Genomic DNA, 20,054 nt, shown 5'->3' with positions numbered 1-20,054 from the left:
AGCCGTCCAGAAAACCGCCACCCGAAGAAAAACATCCTGGGCTCCTGGGAAAAGAGGGGGCGACTGTTAGGCAACCGCCAGCAGCCAGCGCACAGTTACAACTCGGACGAACCCGAAAAATCCCTAATTCGGAACCGCCGCTGGATTTGCAAGCGGTTGGGAATTGCTGGAGTCAAGGGAGCTACAGGGGGATTCCCTACCCTCGACTTGAAGGTACCGCCTCCAGCACCTGCAGTGTCAGCCGATTTAGCGGCAGGACCACAGAGAGCACCAGCGAGACCGGGGACAGCGGTGACGCACGGGATGCAATCGACATTTCCGCGAAGGCCAATCTTGGGAACATCATCGATTATTATTCCGGGGCTCTCCCACCTGGCGGAACAATCGACGTGCCAGGCCAGGGAAGCCTCCCCGTGACATACAGCGGGTTCGGCAGCAGCATCCAATGCTCATGGAATTTCCAATGGGATTGGACAGATGAGGGATCTATAGACTGCGCAGACGTCATCGTAAGACACTACGGGCATGATATCGGCACGATTACATGCGATCTCCTCAGTGGATCGGTCACCTACCACCACGATGTATTTTCGGGCCTCTACAGCTTCGATGGCTGCCGGGACCAGGAGTCTGACCTGCAACCGAACGACATCTACGACTGGTCGTTGCTGTTGTCCGACGCCGGCGCCCAGTACTCTTATGACCACACATACACAGACAACAGCGGGAACGACTCTTCCGCTCACCATGATGCTACGATTACGTATGGAGAGCCATACACAAGCGATCAGGTAAACCAGGATTGCGACGCCCTCCTCGCCCAATGGAACCTCCTTGACGATGTCCAATACCCGTGGCGCAATGATGGCGCCATCACCACGGGTCCGCTGGTAACGTACAACGAACTCGGCGCCACCGCGCCAATAGTGGTGTCCGGCGACCCACCGCCCAAGCCGCTCCCATGGCCTTCTCAGCCAGAGGGCGCTGTGCTTGGCGCACCACTCGAGGTTCACGGTCCCAATGGCGAACTCTACACACACGAGCCGTATTTCAATTTTTATCACATTAACTGGGGCTTCGAGGAAACCGACCGCGGACATCCCCAGGGTTTTATCCAGTCCTACGGCGCGGCATCCCCGTTCCCCAATGCCACACAATGGGTGGACGCCGATCAGGCCCGCGTTTTCCCCGGCGGGCCTTTTTGGGCCTATGGATCCTCTGTTGAGGGCAGCGACCATTTGATGTTCCGGCTCAAAAGCCCCTACATCACTGATACCGATGGAGAGTACGAGGAGGGCGGGTACGGCGCGGGCTGCCTGATCAAGTGCAAGTGGGCTGAAACGCTCGACTCTGCGGCCGCGCCCGGCATGGATTTTGTCTTTAAAGACTGGGATTTCGATTTCCGCAGCTTTATCGAGAGCTACCAATGCACGGCCGCTGCCAGATTCTGGAACGACTCTATGACAACCTGTCCAGCAATGGCTGGGTGCGCCCCGGTCGGTTTCACGCCAATCACCAACCCTGCAAACGATCCTGACCAGAGGTATTACATCGGACCCGGCTCATGGTGGGTGTCCGGGATGAACTGCCAGCCCATCCATTACGATTACGACTGCTGCCAGCCCGCCGTCTATGTCCAGCCCAACTCCCCCGGCGCGGACTGCACTAATGGAGTATTCATTCCGATGCCGGCTGCCACCTGTGATGACCAATACGGCTCCCTCTGGATGGGCCGTGTGGACCAATCCACCAGCGATTCCCAAGCCTGCGCGAATTACGTCGCCAACCGCAACAGCGGCACTGCCAATCACCCATCCTGTGACCCCCAGATCGAATTGGACTTGGTTTGGCATCCCCTCCCCAACGGCGGAGGCGGTTACGAGACCTTCGTGGTACCCCTCGGGTTCAGCTACGGGGGAAACCCAACCCAAGCTACCGGAATTGATGTGGACATTGATTCGGATAACAACAATGGCATCAATCCTGCCGACCGCAGTACATACGAGGACTTCATCGAGGACAATCCCCTCAGGTCCGGCAAGATCATCTACGTCAATGCGGGTGACGCCGACCTCGATGGCATTCCGGATTTCGCAGACGGCTTCGACCTCGATGGCATTGCTGGAAACGACGATGACAGCGCTGGCCCGAACCACTTCGTTCCTGTGGTGATGGAAATACCCAACGGCTTAAACCTTTCCGCGGCCCGCGTTACTCTGGCCTACGACGCTTCCGATCCTACGGGCGTGACCCGGGACCAGGCTGGAAACTGGCAGCCGGCCCCTGGGCATCTCCGTCTTTGGCTTAAGGATGGCGACCAACCACGAAACCCGAACAGCGCCAACTCTCCCTCAACTGCCGGCGACTATCTTGCTCCGGGGGTCTATACACCAGCACAGTTGGGCTTCAACGATACCACCCACCTTATTACCGCCTACGCGGAAGGAATTGCGCCCAGCTATTATAGGGCGGACCAGCGGATCACTGTCGAGCTTGATCCCACTGGGGACGGTCAATCCCAAATTACGCAGGATGCAGTCCGTATAACGGTCATCGGTGTCGAGGCGGTGGAGCCGACAAGCGATTCGACAGCGGAGGTTCGCTCCTCACTCAAAGATTCCCACCCAGCGCCTTACTTCGAGGATGTCGGTATCGTGTTTCTTGGCGAGCCGCATCCCAGTGAGGACGGCACCAGGCTCCTGGGATCGTTCGAGATCAGCGGCAGGATTCGGTCAAGCCTGTGCGATTTGACCCCAGGCGATGAGGGAAAGATTGGGAGTAAATTGGATGGCAGCCTCCAGGACATCTCCATCTCGCTTAACGGCGAGCCCTTGCCTAACCCCACAATCTTCGCATTTAACCAACCTAAAAGCGCAGCAGATATATCGTTCACAAAACCATACGCCACCTACACCGAATTTGACTTGGTTTTCAACGACGTGGATGTGTCCACCGGGCTGAATTGGCTGCGCCTGGCGGCGACGGACAAAGTTCCGGGAGTCGGTTTGACTGGCTCTGCCGAGTACTCCTGGACCGTGCTGGCAACGTCCAATCCCCTCGCCTCGCCTGCGCTCGCGTCATTGGATGGGCTGGATAGCGACGCCAGTCCGTTCGACGGGTGGATATTCCAATTCACCCCAGCGACCTTCCTCACGGGCTCTGAAGGAGGAGAAATTCACCCTTACTACCTCCGATTCACAGGCCCGTTCGACGTGCTTGCCAACCTTTCCGCAGCCCATCCTGAGAAAGTGGCGAAAGGACCGGACAATAATTTCTACGCTGCCGGTCCGGACCGCACCCCAGAAGCACGGATTCTGACCGCCCTGAAGAGCGCCCGCCTTCTGCCCGCAGTTGCCGGTCCCTTTGACGGTTTTGAGGAAAGCGCAGGGTACTTCTACGGAATCGGGGTACAGGGCATGGATGACGTGAAAGGCTTGTTCCAATTTGCGGTCATAAACGCGAAAGTCACCGTTCTCGAAGCGAAATACTTCATCGCTTATCAGCACTTATCTCTTGGTATAGCGAACGAGCAGGACTTGCAATTCGTAATCAATCTCAACACCAAAACGGAACAAGCCTCTCGTGCCGCCCAGGCAGTCTGGGATTTATGGTCGTCACTCGAGCGCGGTGAATTGGCCAGCTTGGAGGCCGCCGCGAGTGGAGACTGGCCGGAAGCCTGGCGCCAGTCTGAGACCGTCCGCCTCTTGGCCGCCTACATGGTCGAGGCCATGGTCGCCATCAATAATGAATACATCGAGAGCTCCGCTTTCAAACGTGGCGAGGTCAAAGGGCGGATCACACTTGAGGCAGTCCTTATCATCTTGCCCGTCACCAAGGCGGCCCAAGTGAGCAAAGTGGCGGTGCTCACGAAACTCTCCGAGGTCCAGTGGATCAAGGAAAATCCGCAACTGCTGAACATCATTCTGAAGGTCATAGAGTTGGCTAAAGGGAATAAACCCACTCCGCCAATTATTGGCTTGCGAGCATCTGAGGTACCGGCCCTGCGCACGGGCACGGAAATCGGTGCTGCAGGGGAGCGGCTTTCTGGGGGGATGGCTATCAAGCTCGCTAGTGATGGCGTTGCGAGCCGTCGAGCGAAAGTGCTGGAAAGCCTGATGAATGAACTGCCGAACGCGGGCGAACGCAACATTGCCGCACGTCTAAGGACGTACCAGGCAGCCGTTGTCGATAAATGCGCCACGGTTCCCTCAGCCGGCGAGTATGAGGACGTTTTAAGATATGCCGACTTTGACTCCTTAAAGGCGCAAAAGGGCGTGACGCATGTGCTTGTGGCCGATGAAGAGGACATCGGTCTAATCACTTCGATTGAGGGCTTTATGCCCGATGATTGGCTCGTTGGGCATCATTGGCCGCCGAAGTACCTCCAAGACCGATTTATTGAGCTTGGCGTGCAGATTCTCAACAAAGATGACTGCCCGGTACAGATATTGACCGTGTTCGAGCATGCAAAGGGGAGGGCGGGCAGTATTCACACCCTTATGAACGGCGGACCTTTTCCTGAAGCGCAGGATGCTCTTAGCCGATACGTTACTCCGCAGGAGTTAATGGATGCACTGCTGGAATTTGTCGACAACAATCCAAACAGTGATGTAACAAAGTTCTCGAAACCATTGCGCGGGTGGGCACAGGAGCACAATATTCCATTTACGCAATGAAATACAAGATCGCCTTCCGAATCCGACAGCGAGGTTCGCCGCCTGGGCTTTATCGCTTATGCAGGATGCTTGCCCCGTCCGGGGCCCGTGCCGAGGACGTTAAACTCGAGGCTCGCAGCGGCGAGTCATCAAAACGTTTCAAAATCGCGCTGCTGGTCAACATGTGTCGGTCGTTTGGTCTCGGTCGGACCAATTTTGGTGATCCTGGAAGTTATGGCTACGTTTTGGACCGCGAATACGAAGAGAGTGATCTGGACGCCTGCGAGCTTCTCAGGATCGTTGAGGTCAGGGACCGGAAGGTGCGCTCCGACGATAACCGCGATGTTGAGGGCCGGCTCAGGCTGCAGTCTGCGAAAGCTAGCCGGCTCCAGGATTTCGGTGAGCTTAATCACTGGCTTGTTGCAGCGGATTCAACCCGCCAAATGCTCGAGCAAGGGCGCTTCCGGGGAGTCCAATTCCGCAAAGTTGTCACCGAGGGCCCACTCTCGGAAACCCACTCTGCCCCATATTGGGAGTTGGGCACTTCCATTACACTTCCGAAGCTCGCGAACACTAATAGACTAATGTGTTACGGAAGGGGGCCGGCGGGAACGGTGGAACCATTCAACGGCGACTATTCCCGGATGGTATTCATCCACGACCCTCCATACGCCATCGGTGAGATCCACTACGCTCGAGGCGACCTGCAGGGACTGAGGCCGTTTGATATCGCCCAAACGTTCGAGCACCTATGGATCCCACAACAATCCATCGTAATCTCTAATGCATTGTACAAACTTCTACGCAGCCGCGGAGTACCGGTGATTGTTTGGCCAGTACGACTTGACGAGGGTGCCAGTTGATTGACGTTGGCAGGAGGGTCACCGGGCGAATCAAAACCAGCCACCCTGAGGTGAGCCGGGCTCGGACCAGAGCATACCGGAGCCCTTGCAGCGTCCGCCAATGACCGTTTTGCAGCCCGCCACCACGACGCCAGAGCCGTAGAAGAAGCCCAGGGCACGATAGGTGCCATAGAGCATGCGGAACGAAAACATCCTCAGCGACTGGAACTTGCCGGATATCAAGGCCACGCCGAGCGGCCCGTTACGCACAGGCCTATCAGGTGCTTGATGAGTACCTCAGATTCCTCAAAAGTTACCCCGAATATGCTGACATGGTCCCGGTAGTCCGGGCGTTTTCAAAAGTCCACTACATACCGATCACCGAATGAAACTGTTTCGCAGCATCTCAGTTAGTCAACGGCGAACTCCTATAGACCTCTATGAGTCAATCTGCAGCTTGTACCCGACGAGCCGAAAATCAGACTTTTTCTTTCTGGAGGCCAAGCCGGGCGACGAGGAATCGGGGCGCCTTGTTGAGCGTGTTTTGGCGCTCTGCAAGGAGCAAGGCCTGAAAGAGACCCGGGGAGAGACGGTCGGGTCTTATGTGTACGGTTTGGTCCGCATTTATGATGCGGTCGATCTAAAAGAGGCGCCTCTCCTTCTACTGCTGATCCAGCGCAAGATGTTCCAGGACGCCGACCAGCGGGACGCTGCAGGCCGGTTGTGGCTTCCAGCTACCAAGGCCAAAAGCAGCGTGAAGGTGGGTTCGATCTACCCAAAGCCGTGGATCGTGGTATCGGATAGCGTCCGTCGCACCCTGGAGAGTGGCAACTTGGCCTCCTTGGCCTTCGGGGAGGTCTGCATAAAAGGAAAGTCAATACACGGCTCTCGAGAGCCCTTTTGGGAGCTAAAGAGCCACCTGAGCTTGCCGAAGATGGTCAACTCGGTTCCCTTTAGGGACTGCCCCGTCGAAACTTACGGCATCGAGGATGAGCCCTACCGCTACGGGGAGCCGCATTACCGGCGGAGCGAACTTGAGAAGGTAGGCTCGTTCGACATCGCCCAGACATTTGAGCGGCTGGGGATGCGAGAGCATGCCTTGGTCGTCTCCCAGCGGTTTTACCGGTATTGCCTGCAGAACAAAATCCGACTCGAGGCCATGCCCGCTCGAATCGACCCGGAGTAAATCCAGTCGACCAGCGACCCAGGGCCCTGCGCCAACTACGTGGCCAACCTTGAACAATGGTCTCGCCAACCCGCCTGCTTGCGACCCTCAAATCGAGTTGGACCTCCTCTTGCACGGCCCGGGCAGTTACGAAACGTTCGTCGCCCCGCTGGGATTTAGCTGCGGCGGCACCCCACGGCCGGGGCTGGACATCAAGACGGTCACCCGAGACAGGTGCATTACCGGCAAAGCGACCTGGTGCAAATGGGGCCCTTTGACATCGCCAGGACGCTGGAGCACTACATGGAGACCCACCCCGCTCTCGTGATTTCCCAGCGGTTTTACCAGCACTGCCTGAAGAACAAGATTGCTCTCAATGTGGACCCTGTGCGCATTGATCCTGAGTGAGGCCCTGAGAAGAATATGTTAAGATTATGAAATATGACGATTTCACCGTCTTTTATCCCCGCGCACATCTGGCTCATGAAACCGGCAGGCGGGCGATTGCATTGAGAGGCGCTGAAGCGGTCCTAATAAATTCGACCAGCCGTTGCTACGTCGTGCGTCCGGACGGTCAAAGACATCCTTCACCTAGCGGCGACGTGCTTAGCTTCCATTCCGCCCCTGTTAGAACCGCTTTCACGGAAAATGGTTTCGTAATGCGACCCTTAAGAGGAGCGAAATATTCTCCGCGCGCAAGCGCTCGATCCCACGGTATTGAACAAAAAGGCTCCAACACAAGCAACAACGCCGCCAACCGAAGCAGTAAGCAGTCAATAGGTCAATAGAAATTCCCCGTGACTCACCCCTGCCCTCGGCGCTAAAGTAGCCGCGCCCACTATGAACAATCGAATTGGCTTCATTGCCCTGCTCTCCTTGGCTGTGGGACACCCGCTTTCTGCCGCGCCCCGGGGGGTCTCGTTCGAGCCCGCCAGGGACGTCGAGGTCTATGATTTTACCGAAGTGTCCGCGCGCGTGGACGGACCGGACACCTCAAACCCTTTCACCCAGGCCGCGCTGAGCGGCTCGTTCGCCCCTAACGGCGAAAGCACCGGCGTCCCGGTGGAAGGTTTCTGCGATTCACCCGATGGCGGTCTGTTTCGCATCCGCTTTATGCCCGACGTTGCGGGTGACTATTCCTATTCGGTCATTTACCGCGAGGGCGATTTCGCACGAACAAACACCGGCACGTTCCACGCAACCGCCGGTCATCGCCGCGGCCCAATTCGCGTGGACCCAAAATACCCGTGGCATTTCATTTGGGAAGGGACCGGGGAGCACTATTTTTTCAATGGCACGACGGCGTTCTGGCTGATGGGTTGGCGGGATGAGCGAATCATCCAGAACGCCATCGAGCGGCTGCACCGGCTGAAGATCAATCGGCTGCGTGTGCTGCTCTCAGGCGATGCCAACATTTATTGGGGCGAGCCGGTGATGACTGGCGAAAACTTCACCATGGCCCTGCGCCCCTGGGCCGGCAAGGCGCCTGGAGATTTCGAGCACCCCGGCCTGGATTACGCGCGCTTCAATGTTGGTTATTGGCAGAAATGGGAGCGCATGCTCCGCTTCGCCCGCCAGCGCGATATGATCATCTCGGTGATTCTCGACATCTCGACTCACCACGCCCAACCCCCCGCCGGCAGCCAGGACGAGCGGCGCTACATCCACTACGCCGCCGCGCGCCTGGGCGCATTTTCGAATATCACCTGGGACCTCGGGGATGATTTGGACAGTTTTCGCGATGAAGCCTGGGCGCACCAGACCGGCGCCATGCTGGTTGGATTAGACCAAGCCAGGCACCTGGCCTCCAGCCACCCGGTTCAGCGCCAGCACCAGGACCGCGCCTCGGCTTGGTTCGGGTTTACGTCCATCCAGGATTGGTCACGAAGCCAGCACGCCCTGATGCTCGATGAGAGGCAAATCCAGCTCAAAACGGGCCGCATCATCCCACAATGCAATGAAGAATACGGCTATGAAGACCACTACCCTCATTGGGGACCTTACCCGCACGGGGATTCGGCGGAGACCTTGCGTCACATGGCCTGGGAAATCGCCATGGCCGGCGCTTACGGCACCGCCGGGGAGACGGCGCGGCGCGGCGTCAATATCTGGCCCGACACCGGCGGCGGCTGGATTAATGGGCGCGGCGACGACACCATGGTGATGCTCAAAGGGTATGAGCACATGGTCGATTTCTTCACGAGCTTCGACTGGTGGAAGACCCAACCCCATGACGAACTGGTCAACAACGGCGCGTTTTGCCTGGCCAAACCGGGCGAGATTTACGCCGTGTACCTGCCTCGGGAAGGAGACGTCACAATACACCTCGAACCGGGCGCATACGAAGGAACCTGGTTCAACGCCTTTACCGGAGAAACCGCGCCCTTGCCGCCGATTCAAGGCCCGGTTTGGACCTCACCGCACACCCCGGGCTGGCTGGATTGGGCGCTGCTGCTGAAGAAAAAATAGTTGCGGCTCATCTTTTTGCCTGGCTCGAACTGCCATTGAACTGAAATACCAAAATATGTTGCCAGGGCAGTATCTCGATGGTCCGGACCCAGCGCAGCGGCAAGACCGACATCTCTTTTTTAACCTGGGCCCGGCTCATCTTGTGCAGAGGCTTGATTGGCACAGCCGGGTCCTCGGCCCGATACTCGACGAACGCCACCCGGCCATTGGGCTTTAGAGACCGGCAAATGGCCTGCATCATTTCATATGGGAAATCGAATTCGTGATATACATCCACCAGAACAACCAGGTCCACCGCCCTGGCCGGCAGCCGCGGGTCGGTCGCTGTTCCCAGGATCGGGACCACATTGGTGATGGCCCGTGACGCCATGTTTTTAGACAGCAACTCCAGCATCTCGGGTTGAATATCTTCGGCGAGTACTTTTCCGGAAGGACCTGTTTTACGGGCCAAGCGCCGGCTTAAATAACCGGTGCCCGCCCCGATGTCGGCCATCACTTGCCCAGGTTTGACGCCCAGTTGTTCGATCAGCACTGAAGTATTCTCTTGCAGCTCGCGCTCCGGACGCTCCAGCCAATCAGCCGCCTGGTGGCCCATCACTTGCGCTATCTCACGGCCCATGTAGAACTTCCCAATCCCGTCCGGGTCGTGCGCGCGGCGGAACTCGTAGCGATTAGTGACAGCCGGGTAGGTTTGATCGAGGGCCTTGGCGCGCGACGGCCAAAGCGCCAGACAAAGCGCAGGCACGAGCCAAAGGCGGCGCAAAGCCATTACAAAGCTGATGCTGATTTTGCGAGGCACAGTTATGTTTTATAATGGCTTGCCTCAAAACGCCACTACAGAGAACAGATGGCGGCTCGTTGCTTCGACTCTGTCATTAGCCCCAGGTGAACAAAGGTGGCCAGACTGACAATCTTGATCAGAGACTCGACTCCTTGCGTCGTCTCCTGCAAAGGTTTGGAACTGACCTTGTCCTTGGCCCTGGGAAATCACCCGATTTGTTGCGCGTAATCCGAGGCTCAAAAAAATTTCTTTAGCGATTTTTGGATTCTGTCTTAGACTGATGCGCGCAGACCAGGGGCGCCGAAACACTGGGGCGGGCATAAGCGACATGGCAAATGGCGGCATAGTTTTACTGGCAGAAGATAATCCCGATGACGCGCTGTTTATACAGCGGGCGTTCAAGAAACTCGGGATTAAGGAACGCCTGGTCGTTGTCTCGGATGGCGAGTTGCTCAAGCATTACCTGCTCGGGCAAGGGCCCTATGGCGACCGCGAGCATTATCCATTGCCCAAGCTGATCCTGCTGGACCTTGGAATGCCCCGGATGAGCGGATTCGAGGTGCTCACGTGGTTGAGGCAGGAACCGGCTTTGAGGCATTTGCCCGCTGTGGTGCTGACCACTTCCACCTATTCGCCGGATGTGAGGCGGGCATATCAATTAGGAGCGAACTCCTTTCTGACTAAGCCTCTTGAACTGACAGAATTCATTAATGCCCTTCGACAGGTGGCAGATTTCTGGCTGACCCGCTGCCGATTGCCTGAAGAGGGTAAGACAAGGGAACGGCTAAAAGATAAGGTCATCAAGCTGCCCCGCAGACAGAGCAAGGGTGGAGGAGGGTAGCGGCAATCTATTTTAAAACGTGCCCTCCGGAGAGCGGCGGCCTCATCCCGGCGGGGGCGGGGGTGTGTTGGTGCGGAGCCAGTAGTGGTCGATTGTTTTGGCGAGGCTGATGAGGCCATCCAGGTCGGAAGGCTTGAGGAGATATGAATTGGCCCCGAGATCGTATGCCCGTTTGATGTCGTCCGGGATCAGCGAGGAGGTGAGCATGATCACCGGAAGGCGTTTGAGCCGAGGCTGGCCACGTATCCAGGCGAGGACCTCCAAACCGGACTTGCTGGGGAGCTTGATATCGAGCAGAACGCACACCGGAAGGCGGTGGGGAGTGCCGTTGGATAATGCAGCTATGGCTTTATCGCCATCAGTGGCCACCTCAAGTTTTGCGTCGGCCCCGGCCTTGCGAAAGGCCATCGCCGTCAAGAGCACATCGTCCGGGTTATCCTCGACGTGAAGGATTCTGTTTTCTGAGACTCTATTTTCTGTCATGGGAGGGTTCTATGGCGGGCAAATCCACCCAGAAGCGGCTGCCCTTGCCCAACTCGGATTCGACTCCAGCGCGCCCGCCCATGCGCTCAGCCCCTTTTTTCACGAGGGCCAGGCCGATGCCGGTGCCGGGGTAATTATTGGAGTCGTGCAGGCGTTGGAACAAACCGAAAATCTTTTCGTGATATTCAGGGGCAATCCCAATCCCATTGTCTTCGACCCAGAGTCGGACAAAGCCAGGATGTTTGCTGGTAAAGATGCTCAAGAGCGGGGGGCGCCCTTGGGCGGTGAACTTGAGGCTATTGCCGATGAGGTTTGAGAGAATCTGTTTGAGGGTGGGGGTGTGGGCGCACACCTCGCCCAGAGGCGAGTTGACCTCGACCTTGGCTTTGCGCTCGCGAATTTCCTGGTCGAGAACTGTCAGGAGCTCGTTGATCGGCTCTTCGAGATTGACCGGCCCCGGAACCATCTCCGCGCGGGCCAGCCGGCTATAAGCCAGCAGGTCGAGCAGCAAAGAGTCCATGTACTTGGCCGACCGGGCGACGCGTGTGGCGTATTCGAGGCCGAGCGGAGTGAGGTTGGCGGTTTCGTCTTCAAGCAGCGCCCTGGCAAAGCCGCTCATTGACCGAAGCGGGGTTCGCAAATCATGCGCTATCGAGTAGTTGAAGGCCTCAAGTTCGGCGTTGGCCTCCGTGAGCGCCGCCACCCGGTGTTCCAGTTCGCGGTTCAAATGGACGATCTTCTCTTCGGCTTCCTTGCGGCGAGTGATGTCCCGGGTGAAAATATAGATAAGCTTCTCCTCGAGAAAAGGTGTGGCGGTTCCTTCGAGCCAAATGTAGGACCCGTTTTTGTGCCGGAAACGGCCTTCAAAAGTAGGCAGGGCTGTGCCGCTTTTCAAAGCGGTCAGCCCAGCCGTTAGTTTTTCCCGGTCATCGGGGTGAACCACATCGAATCCGGTCAGGCCTTTAAGTTCCTCTTCAGAGTAGCCCATGGTCTTAGTCCAGGACGCATTAACCTGCAGAAGACCTCCATCGAAATTGCCAATCGCCAACATATCCTGGGCCAGCGTGAAAAACCGGTTGCGCCGGGTCTCGATTTCCAGACGGTCCGCGACATAAGCCAATTCCTGCTGATAACGGTACTGCTCGAACTGGCGCAACTGTTCGGCCTGGAACTTGATGAGCTGGGTTTGCTTGTGCAGTTCGACAAAAACCGAGACTTTGGTGCGCAGGACCTCGGGAACGATCGGGGTGAGCATGTAATCGACCGCGCCGAGGGCATAGCCCTGGGAGATTTGATTTTCGGTATTGCCGATTGAGGTGATAAAGATGATAGGGGTATGCTCGCAGCGCGGGCGCTGCCGGATGAGGGCGGCGGTCTCGAAGCCATCCATGCCGGGCATGGAAACATCCAGCAGGATAACCGCAAAATCCTCTTTGAGGAGCCGGCGCAGGGCCTCTTTGCCGGAGGTGGCCGTGACGATGTTCTGGTGCAAAGTCGAGAGGATGGTTTCGACGGCCAGCAACTTATCATGGCGATCATCGACCAGCAGGATGCTGGCCTTGAGGTCCGATGCGCCGGGGCTATGGACCGAGCCGTTGGAGGGAAACTCGGTGGCTGGGGAGGCCGGTTCGCTCAGCACGACTTCGTTTGCATTCATGGGGTGCCTCGCAATCAATGATGCAGCCATAGGCGCAGGGTCGAGCGGAGTTGCTCGGATTCAACAGGCTTGCAGAGATAATCCGAAGCGCCGGCCGCGATGCATTTTTCACGGTCGCCTTTCATAGCCTTGGCGGTGACGGCGATAATGGGCAGTTGCTTGAAGACAGCGATGTCCCGGATGGCGCGGATAGTGGTGTACCCATCCATCGTGGGGAGCATGATGTCCATGAGGACAACGTCGATGTCACGATTCTCCATCAATAGTTGAATGGCGTCCTTCCCATTTTCAGCCGAAAGAACGTTCATTTTGAAACGTTCCAGGACACTGGTCATGGCGAAGATGTTGCGAACGTCGTCATCGACCACCAGGACTTTTTTCCCTTCCAGCACCCCATGATGGAGGTGTTCGAGCATTTTGCGCTGGCGCTCGGGCAATTTGGCCACATTGCGGTGGAGGAGCAGCGCCGTTTCATCGAGCAGCCGATCGGGAGACCGCACGTCCTTGAGCACAATGGATTCGGCCAGGTGCGCGAGTTTTGATTTCTCGTCCGGCGACAAATCCCGCGCGGTATAAATGATGACTGGCAGAGCGCGGGTGCCTTGGGCGTTTTTGATTTGCTCGAGCAGCTCGGTGCCGGGCATATCGGGCAGGCCCAGATCGAGCACCATGCAATCGTACTTCTCGGTCTGCAGCGCCGCGAGGGCATCCTTACCGGTGCCCACGACGGTCGTTTTCACGTCGCCGTTGCCGATGAGTTCGCGGATGTTGCCGGTTTGGACTTCGTCGTCTTCAACCACCAGCAGGTTTTTGACCGGGCGTTCGACGAATTGTTTGAGCTGGGCAAAAGCATCGCGCAAGGAGTCCTTGGTTTCGGACTTGGTAATAAAACCCAAGGCGCCCTGCGTGCGAGTTGGCTCGGGGTCTTGTTCGACAGAGATTACGTGAACCGGGATATGGCGAGTGGCCAAATCCACTTTGAGGTGGTCCAGAACCCGCCAGCCGTCCAGGTCGGGCAAGTGCAGATCGAGAGTGACGGCCGCCGGTTTGAGGTCGCGGACCATCGCCAGCGCATTGGCGCCCCGGGTGGTGATAATGGCCTTGAACCCCTGTTCGTGCGCCATATCCAGCAGGATGCGCGCAAAAGCAGGGTCATCCTCGACGATAAGCAGGACCTGGTCGCGCGGGCCGATTTGAGCGCGGTCATCTTCGACCAGGGTCTGCTGAACTGGACCCGCCTCATCGGGCTGCTGTTCGGCCAGTTGAGCAACCGCCGGCACGCCGGCGGTTTGCGGCCGGTGCGTGAGGTCCCTGCGCGGCGTGCGCATCGGGATATGCGTTTGCGGCAGGAACAGTGTAAAGACGCTGCCCTGGCCGACCGCGCTGGCGAGGCGGATTTCACCGCCGAGCAGGCGGGCGATTTGGCGGCTGATAGCCAGCCCAAGGCCGGTGCCCCCGTATTTGCGGCTGGTGCTGCCGTCGGCCTGGGTGAAGGGCTCGAAGATGATCTGTTGCTTCTCCGGGGCGATGCCGATGCCTGAATCGCTGACCGAGAAGGCAATGACAGAGCGGGCGCGGTTGAGCGACTCGTTTTCCGGGTTCCACCCCTCGGTAGCGGTACCTAGAGAGAAAACCACCTGGCCCTTTTCTGTGAACTTGAAGGCGTTGGACAGGAGATTGCGGATGACCTGTTCGAGCCGCTGCGAATCGGTGAAGATGTTGGAGGGGAGGTCGGGGTCCAGCTCGATTTTGAAATCGAGGCCCTTGGCTTCCGCCACATGGCGGAAGGTGCGCTCGACATAATCATGCAGGTCCAGAAACCGCAGCGCGGCAACATCCACCGTGACGGTGCCCGATTCGATCTTGGACAGATCGAGAATGTCATTGATGAGCGTGAGCAGGTCCTGGCCGGAGGCGTGGATGGTGCGGGCGAACTCGATCTGTTTGGGTGTGAGGTTGCCTTCGGTATTATGCGCGAGCTGATCGGCCAGGATGAGCAGGCTGTTCAGCGGCGTGCGCAGCTCGTGCGACATGTTCGCCATGAACTCCGATTTGTATCGCGAGGTGACAGCAAGCTGCTCGGCTTTTTCTTCCAGCGCCTGGCGCGCCTGTTCGACTTCAGAATTCTTCCGTTCCACCTCGGCATTTTGCTCAGCAAGAAGCTTGGCTTTGTCCTGCAGTTCGAGGTTGGTTTGCTGGAGTTCCTCCTGGCGGCTCTGGAGTTCTTTGGCCAGCGATTGGGATTGTTTAAGAAGGTCTTCGGTGCGGCTATTGGCCTCGATGGTATTGAGGACGATGCCGATCGATTCGACCAACTGGTCCAGGAAGGCCTGGTGCGTGGGGCTGAAGCGCTCGAATGAGGACAGTTCCATGACGGCCTTGACCTGCCCTTCGAAAAGCACCGGCAGCACGATAATATTTGTCGGCTTTGCCTGGCCCAGGCCCGAGGTGACCTGCACGTAATCGTCCGGGGCGTTGGTCACCAATATGCGTTCCTTTTCGAGGGCCGCCTGGCCGACGAGCCCCTCGCCGAGGGAGAATTTATTGCCGATATTTTTGCGGCTGCGAAAAGCGTAGCTGGCCAGCAGCTTCAGATAAGGATCGTTCTGGTTCTCCTCAGAGACCGGCTCCTCCTTGGGAGTTTCCATGAGATAAAAGACCCCGTGCTGGGCGGATACAACAGGGGCAAGCTCCGAGAGGATGAGCTTGCCGACCGTGAGCATGTCTTTTTGGCCTTGGAGCATCCGGGTGAACTTGGCGAGGTTGGTTTTAAGCCAGTCCTGCTCGTTATTCTTGATGGTGGTATCTTTCAGGTTCCGGATCATCTCGTTGATGGTGTCCTTAAGCTGGAGGATTTCGCCCTTCACATCGACCTGGATCGAACGGGTCAGGTCCCCCTGGGTAACGGCCGTAGCGACTTCGGCAATGGCGCGCACCTGAGTCGTAAGATTGGCCGCAAGCTGGTTGACATTATCAGTGAGGTCCTTCCAGGTGCCAGCGGCGCCCGGGACGCTTGCCTGGCCCCCCAGCTTGCCTTCCACGCCCACTTCGCGCGCGACCGTGGTGACCTGGTCGGCAAAGGTGGCCAGCGTATCGATCATGCTGTTGATGGTATCAGCCAACTCGGCGATTTCGCCTTTGGCCTCCACAAGCAGCTTGCGCTTAAGGTCCCCGTTGGCAACTGCGGTAACCACTTTGGCTATCCCACGCACCTGGTTGGTGAGGTTCGACGCCATGAAATTCACATTATCCGTCAGGTCCTTCCATGTCCCCGAGACGCCTTTGACCTGGGCCTGGCCGCCCAGCTTGCCTTCCGTGCCCACCTCGCGCGCCACGCGCGTGACCTCGTCCGCAAACGACGAGAGCTGGTCCACCATGATATTCACCGTGTTCTTCAGTTCGAGGATTTCTCCTTTGACATCTACGGTGATTTTCTTGGAGAGGTCCCCGTTGGCGACGGCCGTGGTGACGGCGGCGATATTGCGAACCTGTGTCGTGAGGTTTGACGCCATGAAATTGACGTTATCGGTGAGGTCTTTCCAGACACCGGCCAGGCCACGCACGTCCGCCTGCCCACCGAGTTTGCCTTCGCTGCCCACCTCGCGCGCCACGCGGGTCACTTCGGAGGCGAAGGAGCGAAGCTGATCGACCATCGTATTGATCGTGTCCTTGAGTTCGAGGATTTCGCCTTTGACATCCACGGTGATCTTCTTCGAGAGGTCGCCTGTGGCAACAGCAGTCGTGACGGCAGCGATATTGCGGACCTGTCCGGTGAGGTTCGATGCCATGGAATTGACCGAATCGGTGAGGTCCTTCCAGGTGCCGGCTACCCCTTTGACTTCTGCCTGGCCGCCCAGTTTGCCCTCCGTGCCGACCTCGCGCGCGACGCGGGTAACCTCTGCCGCAAACGACGAGAGCTGATCCACCATCGTGTTCACCGTGTTCTTCAACTCGAGGATTTCCCCTTTCACGTCCACGGTGATCTTCTTCGAGAGGTCTCCGTTGGCCACCGCCGTCGTGACGGCTGCGATGTTGCGGACCTGCCCGGTGAGGTTCGATGCCATGGAATTGACTGAATCGGTGAGGTCCTTCCATGTGCCGGCAACCCCTTTGACTTCCGCCTGGCCGCCCAGTTTGCCTTCGGTGCCGACCTCGCGCGCGACGCGCGTCACTTCCGCTGCAAACGACGAGAGTTGATCCACCATCGTATTGATCGTGTCCTTGAGTTGAAGGATTTCCCCCCGCACATCCACCGTGATCTTCTTCGAGAGGTCCCCATTGGCGACGGCAGTCGTTACATCCGCAATGTTGCGCACCTGTGCGGTGAGATTCGAGGCCATGGAATTGACCGAGTCGGTCAGGTCTTTCCAGGTGCCGGCAACGCCGCGCACGAAGGCCTGGCCGCCTAGCTTGCCTTCCGTGCCGACTTCCCGCGCCACGCGCGTGACTTCAGCGGCGAACGAGCGGAGCTGATCGACCATGGTATTCATGGTGTCTTTGAGCTGCAGGATTTCCCCTTTGACATCCACAGTGATCTTCTTGGACAGGTCGCCATTGGCGACCGCGGTCGTCACATCGGCAATGTTGCGCACCTGCGCTGTCAGGTTGCCCGCCATCGAATTGACCGAATCGGTGAGGTCTTTCCAGGTGCCGGCGACCCCCTTCACATCTGCCTGGCCCCCGAGCTTACCTTCCGTGCCAACCTCGCGCGCGACGCGCGTGACCTCAGAAGCGAACGAGCGGAGCTGATCGACCATCGTATTGATGGTATCTTTGAGTTCCAGGATTTCCCCTTTGACATCTACGGTAATCTTCTTCGAGAGGTCCCCGTTGGCCACCGCAGTGGTCACCTCCGCAATATTGCGCACCTGCCCCGTCAGATTGCCGGCCATCGAGTTAACCGAATCCGTCAGGTCTTTCCACGTCCCGGCCACCCCTTTGACCTCCGCCTGCCCGCCCAGCTTGCCTTCGGTGCCCACTTCCCGCGCCACGCGCGTCACTTCCGCAGCAAACGACGAGAGCTGATCGACCATCGTATTGATCGTGTTCTTCAGTTCGAGAATTTCACCTCGCACATTGACGGTGATCTTCTTGGACAAATCCCCGGTGGCCACGGCGGTCGTCACTTCGGCAATGTTGCGCACTTGCGAGGTAAGATTGCCCGCCATGAAATTGACGTTATCCGTCAGGTCTTTCCACGTCCCGGCCACCCCTTTGACCTCCGCCTGCCCGCCCAGTTTGCCTTCAGTGCCTACCTCACGCGCCACGCGCGTCACTTCCGCCGCAAACGACGAAAGCTGATCCACCATCGTATTGATGACGTTTTTGATCTGGAGAATCTCCCCGCGCACATCCACCGTGATTTTTTGCGTCAAGTCGCCATTGGCAATGGCCGTAGCCACCTTCGACACGTCCCGGAGTTGGACGGTGAGGTTGCTGGCCATGAAATTCACGTTGTCCGTCAGGTCTTTCCAGGTGCCCGCGACCCCTTTGACATCCGCCTGGCCGCCCAGTTTGCCCTCGGTGCCGACCTCGCGCGCCACGCGCGTGACTTCCGAGGCGAACGAACGGAGTTGGTCCACCATCGTATTGATGGTGTCCTTGAGCTGGAGGATTTCGCCTTTGACATCCACGGTAATTTTCTTCGAGAGGTCGCCATTGGCAACGGCCGTGGTGACATCGGCGATATTGCGGACCTGAGCGGTCAGGTTGCCTGCCATCGAGTTGACCGAATCCGTGAGGTCTTTCCACGTGCCGGCGACCCCTTTGACTTCCGCCTGGCCGCCCAGCTTGCCTTCGGTGCCGACCTCGCGCGCCACGCGCGTCACTTCCGCCGCAAACGACGAAAGCTGATCCACCATCGTGTTGATCGTGTTTTTGAGTTCCAGGATTTCCCCTTTGACATCCACGGTGATCTTCTTGGAGAGGTCCCCGGTTGCCACGGCGGTGGTGACGGCGGCGATATTGCGCACCTGCGAGGTCAGGTTGCCCGCCATGAAATTCACATTGTCCGTCAGGTCTTTCCAGGTGCCCGAAACACCTTCGACTTTGGCCTGGCCCCCCAGTTTGCCTTCGGTGCCGACCTCGCGCGCCACACGCGTCACTTCGGAAGCAAACGAGCGGAGCTGATCGACCATCGTATTGATCGTGTCCTTGAGTTCGAGAAACTCCCCGCGCACATCGACCGTGATTTTCTTGGTAAGGTCCCCGTTGGCAACGGCCGTGGTGACTGTGGCAATATTGCGCACCTGCGAGGTCAGGTTTGAGGCCATCAGGTTCACGTTATCCGTCAGGTCCTTCCACGTGCCGGCAACGCCTTTGACTTTCGCCTGGCCGCCCAGCTTGCCTTCGGTTCCCACTTCACGCGCCACGCGGTTGACTTCCGAGGCAAAGGCCCCAAGCTGGTTGACCATCGTATTGACTGTCTTGGCCGTCCGCAGGAATTCCCCTTCGAGCTTCCTTCCGTCCATTTCGAGCGCCATGGTTTGAGAGAGGTCGCCCTTGGCTACCGCGCCGATGACCCGCGCGGTTTCGCTCACGGGATGGGCAAGGCAGTCGATCAGCAGGTTGACGGAATTGACCCGGTCGGACCATGCCCCTTGCACATGGCCCAGGGTAAGACGCTCCTGGATGCGCCCTTCCTGGCCCACCACACGGCTGATGCGGTTCAGCTCGCTGGTGGATTGGGACATCAACTCGGCCACATCGTTGAACGTATCGGCGACTTTGCCATTGATCCCCGTCCAGGCGATGGGAAGTCGCGCGTTAAAATCGCCTTGTTTGATAGCCATCAACGCCGCCAGCATCATTGCCGAATCCAGCTCCCCATCCCCGTTGCTTTGGCCGGAGTTGCCGTTGACGGGACCAAGACTCCGTTTACCGGGAGGGCTGGGGCGTTTGCGTCTCTGGTTCGGGCCACTGGCGGTGGTGGACATGGGTTGGTTGATGGGACTTTCGGGAGCAGCGGCTTCCATTTCGATGGAGGGCTTTTTCATTCGGCGCCTTATCTAATTTTAACTATTAAGCCAACAAATACGCACGTTGCGCCACTGGGCGCAACCAAGGACCAGCCAATAAATTGCAGGGCCAATACCACGTTCGGACCTGGGGTCATTATCGGCCAGTCTTCGGCCCTCAGGAATGGGGTAATCAACCCATTGC

At 58.0% G+C, this 20,054-nt stretch carries 10 protein-coding genes; 5 read left to right on the top strand and 5 right to left on the bottom strand.

Annotated features, from left to right (window positions below; translation table 11 throughout):
- Positions 1 to 413 precede the first annotated feature (413 nt).
- Positions 414 to 4,676 carry a hypothetical protein gene (locus VG146_18805; protein HEV2394405.1) on the top strand — a complete coding sequence of 1,421 codons (4,263 nt, stop codon included), beginning with the start codon at positions 414 to 416 and terminating at the stop codon, positions 4,674 to 4,676.
- Positions 4,677 to 5,548: 872 nt separating this feature from the next.
- Here VG146_18805 and VG146_18800 read toward each other — a convergent pair.
- Positions 5,549 to 5,767, bottom strand: coding sequence for a hypothetical protein (locus VG146_18800; GenBank protein HEV2394404.1), 219 nt, complete (start codon positions 5,765 to 5,767; stop codon positions 5,549 to 5,551).
- 115 nt (positions 5,768 to 5,882) lie between these two features.
- Between VG146_18800 and VG146_18795 the strand changes: the two genes are divergently transcribed.
- The 3 genes from VG146_18795 (at position 5,883) to VG146_18785 (ending at position 9,131) form a co-directional block, all read left to right on the top strand.
- Complete coding sequence (locus tag VG146_18795; protein ID HEV2394403.1) at positions 5,883 to 6,683, top strand: hypothetical protein; 801 nt, start codon at positions 5,883 to 5,885, stop codon at positions 6,681 to 6,683.
- Between the two features lie 213 nt (positions 6,684 to 6,896).
- Positions 6,897 to 7,070, top strand: a complete 174-nt coding sequence (locus VG146_18790; GenBank protein ID HEV2394402.1) for a hypothetical protein — start codon at positions 6,897 to 6,899, stop codon at positions 7,068 to 7,070.
- Positions 7,071 to 7,502: 432 nt separating this feature from the next.
- Positions 7,503 to 9,131, top strand: coding sequence for a DUF5060 domain-containing protein (locus tag VG146_18785; protein HEV2394401.1), 1,629 nt, complete (start codon positions 7,503 to 7,505; stop codon positions 9,129 to 9,131).
- 7 nt (positions 9,132 to 9,138) lie between these two features.
- Here the strand turns inward: VG146_18785 and VG146_18780 are convergent, their stop codons facing one another.
- Positions 9,139 to 9,930, bottom strand: a complete 792-nt coding sequence (locus VG146_18780) for a methyltransferase domain-containing protein (GenBank protein HEV2394400.1) — start codon at positions 9,928 to 9,930, stop codon at positions 9,139 to 9,141.
- A gap of 262 nt (positions 9,931 to 10,192) precedes the next feature.
- Between VG146_18780 and VG146_18775 the strand changes: the two genes are divergently transcribed.
- Positions 10,193 to 10,753, top strand: a complete 561-nt coding sequence (locus tag VG146_18775) for a response regulator (protein ID HEV2394399.1) — start codon at positions 10,193 to 10,195, stop codon at positions 10,751 to 10,753.
- Positions 10,754 to 10,795: 42 nt separating this feature from the next.
- Here the strand turns inward: VG146_18775 and VG146_18770 are convergent, their stop codons facing one another.
- Genes VG146_18770 through VG146_18760 form a run of 3 tightly spaced genes read right to left on the bottom strand, consistent with a single transcriptional unit; the run spans position 10,796 to position 19,702 of the window.
- A complete protein-coding gene (locus VG146_18770; protein HEV2394398.1) occupies positions 10,796 to 11,236 on the bottom strand; it encodes a response regulator in 441 nt (146 codons plus the stop codon).
- Complete coding sequence (locus VG146_18765) at positions 11,223 to 12,893, bottom strand: ATP-binding protein (GenBank protein ID HEV2394397.1); 1,671 nt, start codon at positions 12,891 to 12,893, stop codon at positions 11,223 to 11,225. Before VG146_18765 ends, VG146_18770 begins: the two co-directional genes overlap by 14 nt.
- A gap of 14 nt (positions 12,894 to 12,907) precedes the next feature.
- Positions 12,908 to 19,702, bottom strand: coding sequence for a HAMP domain-containing protein (locus tag VG146_18760; GenBank protein ID HEV2394396.1), 6,795 nt, complete (start codon positions 19,700 to 19,702; stop codon positions 12,908 to 12,910).
- Positions 19,703 to 20,054 lie beyond the last annotated feature (352 nt).

This window comes from Verrucomicrobiia bacterium (genome assembly GCA_035946615.1).
Classification (GTDB): Bacteria; Verrucomicrobiota; Verrucomicrobiia; order Limisphaerales; family UBA8199; genus DASYZB01.
This window is presented reverse-complemented; position numbering and strand designations above follow the sequence as displayed.